The following is a 13,384-nucleotide window of genomic DNA, read 5'->3' on the forward strand; positions in this document are numbered from 1 at the left end:
TTGGAAATAGTCTAAAAATGTAATCGCTATTGTTTTGATTTTCAGTTAACTAGTTTTTGGTTTAGTTTGAAAAATTACAGAATAGATACCTCTACAGATGGATGAAAAATACTAAATATCCTTCGTCATTTTAAAATGAGGGATTTCTCCAAAAAGCAAATACGAATCTGCAATAATGGTATAACCAATGGCTTTATAGAAAGCAACGGCATTTTGACGAGCATCTAGCACAATCTGCGTCATGCCTTGTTGACGAGCTGCCTCTTCGAGATAAGCCATTAAAAGCTTGCCAACACCTTTGCCTTGGGCTTCTTTTGAGACCGCCACACAACGAACTTGTCCTTCGGTCGGGCTATTTTTTTGTAGACGAGCCACGCCCAAAATTTGTCCACTTTCAGTATCTACAGCCATAGCATGCGTAGCTTCGTCTTCGTCCTTGAGCACTTCACTACCTTTGGGCTGTCCCCATGGTTCACGTAAGATTTTAAAACGTAAATCATAATATTTCTCCCACTGTTCTGCACTCTGTGGCACATTTATTTCAATCATAGTTGATGAATGTTTATTGAAAACTTAAATTTAATTGGTCTGTTTTAGGCAATAGGCAAAAGTTTCAAAATGCTTTTTTATAACCATAGATATATTTTTGCCGAATACCCAGAGCTGGACACCTAATAGTTTAACTTTATTGTTTGTATTTCAGCGATAAGCCTTTAACTTCAAATAATTTATCAAAAGACGATTTTAAACCTCTGATTACTGGAAAAAATTGAAGTGCCTAGTTCAAGACTTAGTCTTGGACTTACTTTTTTAAACAGTTTAAAACTGTTTATTCGTCTCCATTATCTTTGAAAAACACATACAATATACCAAAATCTCTATGAAAAAACACCTGACAGTTCTATGTCTTATCCTATCATTTTCTCAGATTGGACTGGCTCAATTCCTTCACAAAGCTTCAAAAGAAAGTCATTATCGGCTGGTTTATGCCCTCAATAGCTTGCAAACCAAGAATATTACACTCAATAGTTTGAGTATTGTAGATTCTTCATATTTCAACAATTGTGTAGATACCATTGCTCTGGATGAATCTTTTAAGAAATCAGGGAACTACCTCATTGCTTCGCTCGACCACGACCGATTGAGGTTGGAACTCCTAGAAAATCGTCCTTTTAAGCTACAATTACTCAACAATCAAACTGATTTTAATGTGGTATTGATTGGGGATAATAATCGTTTTGTTAATAACGCGCAGGTGTTTTTGGAAGGTAAAAAAGTAAAATTTTCAACTGAAAAAGGGCTTTATCAGCTCCCCAAACGCCATAATAAAGGATTATTACAAATAGATTATGAAGGTGAAAGTTATTATGAAATCATAACAACAAACTATCCTTCTTATGCCAAAAAACTCAAAAACCGTATAGTCTATTCTTTTCCTCTGAAATATCTTACCTTTCCGCTTGTCAATTGGATAAAATATCATAATCCTCCCACTTTTGTTCGAAATATCCAAGCAATGTTTCGTGAGGGGTTTAGTAACTATTTTGAAGAGAAGAAAGAGCAAAAACTAGAACAAAAATACAGTGAATGGCAACAAAACTCTGTAGTGTTTTTGAACAAACCCAAATATCTACCCAAAGATACTGTTCGCTTTAAGGTGGTGTTGATGGATAGAAAAGGGCGCTATCTGGATAAGCCGTTTTTAGACGTAAAAATCGGTGCATATTCTAAAAAGGTTATTACTAAGCTCAAACCCTATCGCAAAGGTTTGTTTGAAGGATACTTTGTATTGGCAGATAGTCTCAAGCTCAAACTAAACCAAAGACAATATTTACGATTTATGGATGAGGATGTGTTAGCTTCCACATCCTTTCAATATGCAGATTATGCTCTTAATGCTGAGTTATTTGAGATAAAGATTGATGAAAATGCTTATTATCAAAGCGATACGATTCAATTGGCTCTTTCGGCCTTTGATGAAAATGGTATAGCCATAAGTGACGCCCGCTACAGCTTAAAAGTTCAGACACAACATATCTATAAAATAGATACCCAACAGGTATTTGTCCCTACGTTGTATTGGACAAAATCGGGAAATATGCCTGCTTCGGGCAAAGAAACTATCACTTTTCCTGATTCCTTGAAGAAAAACTTTTCTGGAAGTTTTCAAATCACAGTCGATTTTATAACCACAGATAATAAAGTTTTTTCCAAAACTGCCTATTTAAACTATTATTCTCGTAAAAGAACTCCTGAAGAGCTTCGCAGTAAACAACAAAGGCAAGCAGCAATACCTTTTAGTGTTACTGCCTCTAGAAATGTAGACTCTTTACAAGTAACTATTCAAAACCCTGAGCATACGCCATTTTGGTACGCTTTGTACTACAAAAATCGAAAGCTGGAAGAAAGCTTTGATACAACGTCTAAAAGTATTTCTTTTCATGCTAAAAGAAAAAGGGATTACTCTATTGCTTATCATTATCTCGAAGATGACAAAGTCAAAACAGTCAGTGATGTTTTCAGGTTCTCAGACAAATTACTCCAACTTGACTTAGACGCCCCCTCTGTGATTTCGCCTGGGCAGGAGGTGGATATGACTGTTTCGGTTAAAGATGCTTTTGACAAGCCACAACCTAATGTTGACCTTACCGCCTTTGCTTTTACCAATAAGTTTAAGGAGTCATCAGATACCTACTTGAAGAATTACAGTAAAATATATAAAGCTCGGAAAGTCTTTAATAATTTTTTTACCAAGGATACTCGAGATCAGTATCGTAACACTATTATCAAAAAGCCAGATTGGCTGGAGCGCTTTGCTGTGAGAGATAGCTTGTTTTACCAATTCTTATTTCCCCAAAATGGCTTGTTTACAGCTACTATTCCTGTCGAAAACCGAACGGAGTTTGCACCATATATCATAGAAAATGGGGAATACCAAGACATCAAGTATCTGGTAGTTGACCACGTTCCCGTGTATTTGGGTTTAGCTGCCCAGTCACAGAGATATAGCTTTCAGACAGACAACCAGCCTCACAACCTTTTGATTCGTACCTCAACCAAAATTGTTGAGCTAAACAATGTGGTCTTTAAACCCAATCATAAAACGATTTTAGGAATAGACCCTACTAAAGGTCATCCAAATATAGAAGTTACGCCTTTGAGTTCGATGGCCACGCCACCTGAGCTAGCTATGCTGAATGATTTGTTGATGCCAATCAGAAAAACGGTTTCACTGCCTAAAAATAGCTATATCAAACAAAAAGAAAGAGTATTTTATATTGATAAGAAACAACCTGAGGAACAAATCATAGGTCCCGTATTTGAAACCCAAGTTGACTTTTTAGCACCTAACATTTCTTCACTAGAGTTCAAATTTGAAAAAGGATATCGCTACGAAGTATTAGCTCCTATTATCAAAATGAAACCGAATGAAAGTTATACAAGCTATAATTTTAACTCTTCTGAAAATATTAATCAAGCTCAAGACGTACCTACTCATATAGATTTTGACGAAGTGGCATGGACCGAAGAAGAAATTTTATTGAAAGACAAAATAGAGAAGGAAAAAGAGGCTAAACCTGTAGCTCAATACAAAGTTCCCTCCACAACGACTGAAAATCATACGAAGCTAAACCTCTTATACAAAGCGTTTAGAGAAAATCGATATCTCAAACATATTATTCTTTTCAAAGATAACGAACCTAATTTTATTCGTATTTATCCTGCAAGCACATCGGTGATGCATGAGCTAGAGCAGTGTGAATATACACTTTACTTACTTTGGAATAATAATGATTTTTCTGAAATACCTGTACGAAAACTGTATTTAGGAGGTCTGAACGCTATACTAATCTCAGATAACGATATTCAAAAATCTAACCATAAATCGGAGAGAATGAATGGTCTGGTATTACAAAGTTTATACGGATTTGAAACCAGTAAGCTTAACCAACTAAAACAGATATATCAATTAGAGACACCCATTAATTACAGATTTAGCACAGAAGAAAATTCAATTTTTGGAACCATAACAGATTCAGAAAACCAACCTATCTCAGGAGTTTCGATTAATATAAAAGGTACTAAAAAAGGTGTAATGACAGACCAGCATGGACAGTATCGATTGATATGTCCTCCTAACTCGGTTTTAGTGGTGACTGCCATTGGTTATAGTCCTACCGAATATATTGTCAAAAATGCTATTTTGAATAATATTACTCTTCTCGAGAGTGAAACACACTTAGATGAGGTTGTTGTAGTGGGGTATGGCGCTCAGTTAAAACAAGCACTCGTGGGTAGGGTGGCGGGAGTAGCTATCCGAGGTACTTCAAGTCTTAAATTTTTACCCCCTGAAATTAGAACTGATGACGATATGCAAGCTTTTCCGCCTGTGTATGTACTCAACGGCAAACTAGTTAATGAATATGATGATCGAGAATATGAAGTATCAGAAGTATTAAAAGGACAAACGGCTACGGCTTTGTATGGCTCACGTGCCCAAGGTGGTGTTTTTGTATTACAGAAAAAAGGTGCAGTAGAAACAACCCCAGCCATTCGTAAAAACTTTAAGGATGATGCTTTTTGGCAACCTAAACTAACCACCGACCACCAAGGAAAGGCTCATTTTAAAGTAAAGTTTCCCGATGATCTTACCACTTGGAATACACGTATAGCTGCCACAAGTGCCAATCGACAAACAGGTATGATGCAGACTGTCATTAAAAGTTTTAGGGCGGTTTCAGCCAATCTTACTGTACCTAGATTTTTGGTAGAGGGTGATTCGGTGCAGGTTTATGGAAAAGTAAAAAACTACAGAACGGATTCTTTGAAGGTAAAAACGCAGTTTAAACAAAAAGAAGTATCTCTCAAGTCGAACGAAATAAGCGTATTAGGCTCAAAAATGGACTCAGTATTTGTAAAGGCATCTACCAAAGATACCCTTGCATTATACTTTGGTATCAAAACCCAAACCAATATCCAAGATGCGGAGGAACGTAAAGTTCCCGTATATCCACAAGGAACGATTGAAACCACAGGAACTTTCAAGGTATTGGAAAAGGATTCCAGTTTGACTTATAATGCCAAACAAGCTAGCCTCAATATTTCGGCTTTGGCAACTTCGCTGGAAGTGTACGAGCAAGAAATCAAGCATTTGCATAACTATCAATACTATTGTAATGAACAACTGGCTTCGAAGCTCAAAGCTTATTTGCTTCAACATCGTATAGATTTACAAAAAGGAAAGGCTTTTACTTATGAAAAAGATGTGAGGAAGATTATTTCTCAGCTATTAACCAATGTCAATACCGAACAAAAATGGGGATGGTGGGGTATTGCACCAACCTCTTCGTGGATTTCTGGCCACGTAGTAGAAACACTTTATCAGGCGCAAAAACAAGGTTTTGAGGTCAAATTTGACTTTAAGTTATATGCACAAAAAGAATTATATCAAGTAGATAACAAGTCTATTTCTGAAAAATTAAAGAATCTCCTTTTACTTCGAAAACTTGACACCTTGCTAAAAGTAAATGCCTTTTTACCTAAATACGACTCTGTGAAAATACTGACCGATAAAATTAACTACAAACTCCTATTACTTTCACAAGGTCAAAAAGTAGACTTGGCGGATATTTTCAAAGAAGAAAAAACGACTATTTTAGGCGGTATTTATTACGGTATGAGAGAAGTATTTGTTTACGAGAATGAATTTTTGAATACCTTAAAAGTATATCAAATACTCAAACAAGTAGGCGGATACGAAAGCAAGCTCAATAAGATTCGCCAGTATTTTTATGAGGTACGAAACAACACAGGCTACTGGCGCAATACGTATGAGAGTGCTTTGGTACTCGAAGTGTTGGGCAAAGATGTCAAAGTGGATGGTACGGTTTCAAAACCAAGTTTACAAATAGAAATAGATGGAAAAACGACGGTAGAAACTACATTTCCATATCAAAAAGAGATTGTGGTAAAAGATAAAGTCAAAGTGAAGAGTTTGTCGTCAGCACCAGTATTTGTGAGTGTATTTGAGCAAAAACAAAATACTCATCCTAAAAAGGTTGAATCAGATTTTGTGGTAAATACCTATTTTGAAGGTAATAAAACCAAGCTAAAAACGGCTCAAAAAACCAAGTTGATAGTGGAGGTAGAAGTAAAGAAAGATGCTGATTATGTCATGCTCGAAGTGCCTATCCCTGCTGGTTGTATGTATACCAAAGAGGTGCAAAATTATTGGTTTAACAACAGCTATTATACCGAGCAATATAAGAATAAGCAGAACTATTATTTTACCAAAATCCGTGCAGGAAAGTATCGCTATGAAATAGAGTTAACCAGTACTTTTGCAGGCAAATTTAGTCTTAATCCTGCCAAAATAGAACTCATGTATTTCCCTGTATTTTTTGGAAGAGAAGGAGAGAAGAGCGTGGTTATTGAGTAATAGAGGATAGTGAGTCAGAACTGTACGAAGGAACTCTAACTATTGCGGATTTTGGATTTCTGATTTCGGAAATAAAGAAAAATACCTTTATTTTTTACAAAATATAGAAGGTTACACTTCCGAAATCCAACATCCGATATCCGAAATAAGTGGTTTTTATAAGCCTTAGTACACTCCTAATAGTGAGTAGGTGATTACTTTTAACCTATGATACATCTTAAGACGCAATCATTGCGTCTCTACGGCTAGAATACAAATTTTCACATAATTACTCATTTGCTGTAGTGTAGTATTTCTAAAATTTTCCTACTAGGGTGCGACTTAAGTCGCACCCTAGTAGGTTATACTAAAAGCCTAAAGCCATCTTAGTTATTATCCACTCTCGCTTCAATTACACTTTGAATATCTTTTGGTACATCTGAAAGAAAGTCAAAGCCTGTGAGTTTCTCCAAGGCATCTACGGATACACGATAGTCACGCCAATTGGAAGCTCCAGCTTGGTTGGTATTTGGAATATTTACTGCAATCACACGAGTATCTGTGCCAATTCTATATAAGTCGTTCTGTCCAACAGGTAATACGACAATGATTTTCCAAACGGATTTAGGTACTACAATGGTATTTTTGTTTCCAATGGTTTGAGCTTCACCATTTGAACCAGAGCCACCTTGACCATAAGGACCTGCGATGACATATAATTCATAACCTTGCTCTACGAGTCTGCGTCCATATTCTTCTAAGTTTTTCCAAACACCACGATTATTATCTGGTGCTTGAGGCATCATATTGGTCATCAAAAATGTTTCCTGATTTTCTTCGACACTTCCATCTCTGTCGTCTGACGGACAAATATGTCCTCTATCAAAACCCGAATCTGTATAGTCTCTAGTATTGACTGCCGACCAACCTTGAGGAAGAGAGCTGTCGGGTCTGAAATCATTTTGTCTTTGAGCATCGCCTTTCCATGCCGCACTTACATGCCAGCTTACCCAATTGGCTGTTGCTTTCGATTTGTTGTAAGATAAAGCATACGAGTTTTTCAACATCAAGAAATTATTCGAATAGCTGGTATTGCTGATGGCATTGTTTGGGTTGCCCAGCAACAAATTGTTGTCCTTTGTCGCTACGTTATTGGGTGCTGGTTTAGGATTAGGTTTTGGACTTGGATTGGGAGTAGGTGTTGGGGTAGGAGATGGGTTGGGTGTTGGCGAAACACTCCCTGAGTAAGCCGAAATACTTACGTCGTCGATGTTCAATCGTCCGTTGGTGCCATCCACTTTTACTATTTCAAATCGGGTTGGAACAGTAGTATTTACCGTAAAAGTAAAGTCTTTTAAAAACTTATCAGTCAATGTGATCGTGTTACCGATTTTGTTCCAAGTATTCCCCCTATTGGTTGAAATACGAACTTCAAAAGCAGCGGTTTTATCTGACTGATATAGCCCCGCCTTCAATTTGATTTGGTAAATACCTGATGTCAAGTCTGTATCAAAACGAACTAAGCCATCCTCTTTGATACGAATCGCTTTTGCTCCATTTTTGACGTCATTGTCAGTACTTCCCATCATGGCATTTTCAAAATACCAATCTCCAGAATTAGTGGTAATAGTTGCTGTTTCGTATTTGTTTTTACTTACTTGGTCAAAGTTCTCTGGAAAATTACTGACTACCTTAACTACATTAGTAGTCTTGTTGGTATTGGTATTCGTGTTTGTATTCGTATTGTTTGGTGTGTAAACGCTCACACATGAATAGAACAACCACGAACTAGCAATGAAAATGGTTAGGTTTTTAAATAATGATTGAAAGTGTGTTTTCATAGGAAATAACAATTATATGGATTTGGGGTGAAAGAGTTTGACATAAAAAAACCTCATCAAACATATTAGTTTAATGAGGCTTTTGTGAATTTATTGTGTGAAATTATTTCGCGTAATTTACAGCACGCATTTCACGAATTACAGTTACCTTGATTTGACCAGGATACTGCATTTCTTTTTCGATTTTTTGAGAAATATCGTACGACAACATGCTTGCTTTTTCGTCAGATACATTTTCAGAATCCACTAATACTCGTAGTTCACGACCAGCTTGGATAGCGTAACATTTTTGAACACCATTGAAGCTTGTTGCCAATTCTTCAAGTTCTTTCAAACGGCGCATATAAGATTCCATCATTTCACGACGAGCACCTGGGCGAGAACCAGAGATTGCATCACATACTTGAACGATTGGAGAAATCATAGATGTCATTTCAATTTCATCGTGGTGAGCACCAATAGCGTTACAAACTTCTACATTCTCTTTGTATTTTTCTGCTAGCTGCATACCCAAGATAGCGTGTGGTAATTCAGCTTCTTCTGGCCATACTTTACCAATATCGTGTAACAAACCTGCACGTTTAGCCAACTTCGCATTCAAGCCTAATTCAGCCGCCATAGTAGCACAAAGTTTGGCTACTTCGCGAGAGTGTTGTAATAAGTTCTGACCATAAGAAGAACGGAAACGCATACGACCAACCATCTTGATGAGTTCTGGATGCAAACCGTGGATACCCAAATCGATTACAGTACGCTCACCGATTTCGATGATTTCTTCTTCAATATTTTTCTTCGTTTTAGCTACAACTTCTTCAATACGAGCTGGGTGAATACGACCATCTTGTACCAAACGGTGTAATGACAAACGAGCAATTTCACGACGAACAGGATCAAAACCTGAAATGATAATCGCCTCTGGAGTATCGTCTACAATAAATTCAACACCAGTAGCTGATTCTAATGCACGAATGTTACGACCTTCACGACCAATGATTTTACCTTTTACATCATCAGATTCGATGTTGAATACAGACACACAGTTTTCGATAGCATTTTCGGCAGCTGTACGTTGAATCGTTTCAATAACAACCTTTTTAGCTTCTTTCGTAGCTGTCAACTTCGCTTCTTCGATGGTATTTTTGATAATAGAAGATGCCTTAGTTTCAGCCTCACCACGCAATGCGTCAATCAATTGTTGACGAGCTTCATCGGCAGAAAGACCTGCAATTTTTTCTAATTGAGCTACTTGTGAAGCTAACATTTTTTCAGCTTCGTCACGTTTACGGTCTGCTTCCTCTAACTTACGTTTTAAATTTTCATCCTTCGCGTTCAACGATTGGCGTTGGCTATTCAATTCAGATTCGAGGCGCTTAGTTTGCTCCATCGATTGTTGAATGCTGCGTTCCTTTTCTTTGAGTTTTTGTTCGTTTTGGATAAGGATTTGTTTCTTTTTGTTAGAGTCATCTTCAAATTCGGCTCTTAACTTAAGGAACTTCTCTTTTGCTTCGAGAATACGATCTTTTTTAATATTTTCAGCTTGAGACTCAGCATTTTTTACAATATCTGAAGCTTTGGCGATAGCCTCATCTTCGATTTTTTGTGTATTTTTTGCAAAAATCACTTTGCCAAGAAATATACCTGCCACAAGAGAAACTACAGCAGCAATGATTGGAGTTAACATTTTAGAATACCGTTTTAGAATCGCTTTATTAGTGAATCAAGCTCGGTAGCGAGCATAAGTCAATAGTTAAATAACGATTGTGAAAAAAAATACTAAAACAGGCAATTACCGAAGAGGGGGAATATCAAAGCTGAAGATTAGCCAATATCTATAAAAATACAGATACTAGAATACCATATATCTTGAAGCTCGAGCTGTGAAGCAAGGCGTTGTATCAAAATATTCTAATTAAATAATCTATCTTGATGTTTTGGCTTAAAAATACTTTCTAAAATATTCAGTATGGAGAAGCAAAACATTTAGTGCACACGAATATACTTTAAGACTTTACTTTAAAATGGAATCAACAAGAGTATCCATTTCTGATATTTTGGTCATTACAGTTTTTTGGAGATCAGAGTGCTTGTTGTCAAACTTTAGATTGTCGATGGCGTAATCTAATGCTACAAAAGCGAGTAGTTCGTATGATTCGGAGAGACCAACTTTTTCTCTCACAAAATCCATTCTTTCATTAATCAACTTTGCTGCCTTGCGAACGTACTCTTCCTCCTCTCGTCCTACCATCAGGTTGAACTCCTTAAGACCTACATTGATATTGCAAGGGATTTTATCTGCCATTGGTTTAGGATTTTTAATGACTCATACCGTCTCGGCTTTGTCTGAGCTATAAATTTATATATGCTATATCCAGTTACCTAGAGATTTTTAAACGCTTAGTTGACTAATACACTTATCTATTTCCAAAATATATTCGTCGATTTTTTCCTTCAATTCGGCAGGGTCACCTGCGTTTTTGAGATTGTTCGCTACAATCTTAGTAAATTTATCTGACTTTTTAAAGTTTTTAGACTGTTCGTTTAATTTTTTCTGTAAATCTAAATTCTCTTTTTCAATCTCGATTATCTTCTTTTTAAGTAATTCTTTTTCCTTTTGCGACTCTTTCAACTGATCCTTCAGTTCAGTATAGGCCATGACCAATTTCCTTAGCTTTACTTCTAAGGAATCAATAATGGTTCTTATCTGAAATTCGGTCATGAGCAAAATGGATTTTGAATAAAGTAAGAATTACTGTGTTAATCGGATTGTATGAAGAAAATAGTCTTATGTATTACAAAAAACTAAAACTAATACAAATTTCTTAATTTTCTCTTAAATAATTGAGCAATTATCAGCCTTTTTTTATTGAATGGTTTTTCTTCGGGCTTAATGCCCAAAATCTCTAGGTAAAATGACCATTTTAACTCAATTTAAAGCGTTTTTGCCATTTTTGAGGAAGTATAGTTTTACGCTCTACTACAATTACTCCTATTGTGTATAGAACCAATAACAAGGCATGGTATGGAATAGAAATCCAAAGATTTGCGATTGGTATCGATAATGTAAAATAAATTAGCGCCCCTGCACTGACAATGTAACCAACTGCCGATTTGATTCTATACGGAACAGGATAATACTTTTGTCCCCAATAATAACAAAGTACAGTCATCGTAAAACATGAAATTAGAAATGCCCAAGCACATCCCATGTATCCAAGTTTAGGAATCAGTACGATGTTTAAAATCACAGTTACTGCCAAACCTATAAAAGTAATAATCGTGCCAAAATAAGTCTTGTTATTTAACTTAAACCAAACAGAAATATTGTAATATACTCCTAAGAATAAATTTGCCAAGAGCAACAAAGGAACAACCGTAATGCCTTCTTGATAAATGGCCTTGCGTAAGAATAACTTTTTGAGCCAGTCAAGGTTAAGACATACGCCCAGCCAGATAAAAATACAAACGATGGTGAACCATTTGGTAGCTTCGGCCAAGGTCTCGGTAGAGTTTTTTTCTTTATTTTTTGATAAGAAAAAAGGCTCGGCTGCATATCTAAAGGCTTGTGTCGACAAAGCCATAAAAATAGAAAGTTTATAGGCATTGCCATAAATTCCTAAGGCTTGGCGCGAGGTACGACCTGGGTAAAAGTTTTCTGGTAAAAATTGCTCTAACAGAATTCTGTCAAAAACCTGATTGACCATACCTGCTAAACCCATAATCATAATAGGATACGCATATACCAATAGCTCCTTGAAAAGTGGCCATTCAAACTCAAATTTGTAATCGAAGATTTCTTTTCTCAATAACCAGATATAGGACATATTCGCCAACAGGTTGGCAATAATGATATAGCCAGCTCCAATCGAAGGAACATACAACGTTTGGGCTAATGGTTGTAAAAATGTTAGGTAGTCGCCCTCTGAGATTTTTTTCAGACCCAATAAGAAAAAGATATTGAGTCCAACATTGATGAGGATATTGATAATCTTTGCAGCGACAAATTTTTTAGTGGCTTTTTCTAATCGTAAGCGTGCAAAAGGAATAGCAGTAATAGAGTCTATCCAAATGAGCACAGCTAAACATATTAGGTCTAATTCGCGATGTGGGTAACCTAAATTCGTGATAATTGAAGACGAAAAAAGAATCAGTACTCCTGAAAAAATGGTACTGGTAACCAATAATGCAGTTTGTATGAGATTGTAGTAACGAGTCTTATCTTCGGCGGCAAAGCGAAAGAAAGCCGTTTCCATGCCATAAGTATAAAGGATATTAGCTACAGCCACATAACTGTATAGCTTGACATTGATACCCAAATCTTCGGGCAGAAATGCTGCAGTATGAATAAATACTAATAGGAAATTGAGCGAACGCCCCAAAATGGTAGAAATTCCATAAGATGCGGTTTCGCCCGCCAATTTTTTTAAAACTGACATATCAGAGAGAGTTCAGTGTATTTTTTATCAATGAGGCAAAGTTACAGAGAGTTGATGATTTATTGTTGGTTCGCCGTAAGACTTCTTTTATCTTTGACATAAATCAGCTCAGCGGTTTCGAGCTGCTATCATTGTTTGTGGACTTATAGGAATCATTTTTATTTATACTAAAAAATCAAAATTATGAGGAAAAGCCTCTTGTTTTTAGGTTTGATATTAACCTTAACTAGTACAATAAAGCTTCAGGCGCAAGCCGTTAGTTATTACCCTTGGAATAATATACTTTCGGTATCGAGCAATGCAACCAAAAGGTTATGGGTAGACTGCCGTTTTCAATTAAATTCCTTTTCTTCATCATTGAATACTGAACCAGCTTTGATGCTGAATGTAGCAAAGGCAGGGAAAGCTAATTTTTACGTTGGGGGTGGGGTAAACTTTGGGTTTGTTGGAGCTATTGTCAATAAAGATGATTTGATCAAAGGATATTTTGGCTCGATAGGAACAAGAATTTATCCTTTAGAAAAATTACCACAATTAAGTGTTAATTACGAAATATCGCCTTACATCAATAACATTCAAGGTACAAGTGGCATTATTCGTTCTTGGTTGGGAGTAGGATACCAATTTGGAGGTCAGAAGAAATAATAAATAACATGAATAAAAATAAAGCCTCTATGTCTTCTCTATGACAT

At 36.3% G+C, this 13,384-nt stretch carries 8 protein-coding genes; 2 read left to right on the plus strand and 6 right to left on the minus strand.

The window, feature by feature from the left end:
• Positions 1-111 precede the first annotated feature (111 nt).
• Positions 112-549 (minus strand): GNAT family N-acetyltransferase, encoded by a 438-nt coding sequence (locus GVN22_RS08785; RefSeq protein ID WP_166550655.1) that lies wholly within the window; start codon positions 547-549, stop codon positions 112-114.
• 331 nt (positions 550-880) lie between these two features.
• Here GVN22_RS08785 and GVN22_RS08790 point away from each other — a divergent pair, with 331 nt between their 5' ends.
• The gene (locus tag GVN22_RS08790; protein WP_166550656.1) at positions 881-6,439 is read left to right on the plus strand and encodes an alpha-2-macroglobulin family protein; all 5,559 of its coding nucleotides are present in this window, start codon (positions 881-883) and stop codon (positions 6,437-6,439) included.
• 365 nt (positions 6,440-6,804) lie between these two features.
• Here the strand turns inward: GVN22_RS08790 and GVN22_RS08795 are convergent, their stop codons facing one another.
• From GVN22_RS08795 to GVN22_RS08815, 5 genes are all read right to left on the minus strand, one after another.
• The gene (locus GVN22_RS08795; RefSeq protein WP_166550657.1) at positions 6,805-8,259 is read right to left on the minus strand and encodes a DNA/RNA non-specific endonuclease; all 1,455 of its coding nucleotides are present in this window, start codon (positions 8,257-8,259) and stop codon (positions 6,805-6,807) included.
• 103 nt (positions 8,260-8,362) lie between these two features.
• Positions 8,363-9,940: a ribonuclease Y gene (gene rny, locus GVN22_RS08800; protein WP_166550658.1), complete on the minus strand. Its 1,578-nt coding sequence runs from the start codon at positions 9,938-9,940 to the stop codon at positions 8,363-8,365.
• A 327-nt stretch (positions 9,941-10,267) separates the two neighbouring features.
• A complete protein-coding gene (locus GVN22_RS08805; RefSeq protein WP_166550659.1) occupies positions 10,268-10,558 on the minus strand; it encodes a cell division protein ZapA in 291 nt (96 codons plus the stop codon).
• An 87-nt stretch (positions 10,559-10,645) separates the two neighbouring features.
• Positions 10,646-10,975, minus strand: a complete 330-nt coding sequence (locus tag GVN22_RS08810) for a hypothetical protein (protein ID WP_166550660.1) — start codon at positions 10,973-10,975, stop codon at positions 10,646-10,648.
• 202 nt (positions 10,976-11,177) lie between these two features.
• A complete protein-coding gene (locus tag GVN22_RS08815; protein ID WP_166550661.1) occupies positions 11,178-12,692 on the minus strand; it encodes an oligosaccharide flippase family protein in 1,515 nt (504 codons plus the stop codon).
• Positions 12,693-12,875: 183 nt separating this feature from the next.
• On the opposite strand from GVN22_RS08815, the gene GVN22_RS08820 reads away from it, so the two are divergent.
• Entirely contained in the window at positions 12,876-13,337 is a 462-nt protein-coding gene (locus GVN22_RS08820) for a hypothetical protein (protein ID WP_166550662.1), read from the plus strand.
• Positions 13,338-13,384: the final 47 nt, after the last annotated feature.

Origin of the sequence: Cellulophaga sp. BC115SP, assembly GCF_009905545.1 — a bacterium.
GTDB classification, from domain to species: Bacteria; Bacteroidota; Bacteroidia; order Cytophagales; family Spirosomataceae; genus Flectobacillus; species Flectobacillus rivi.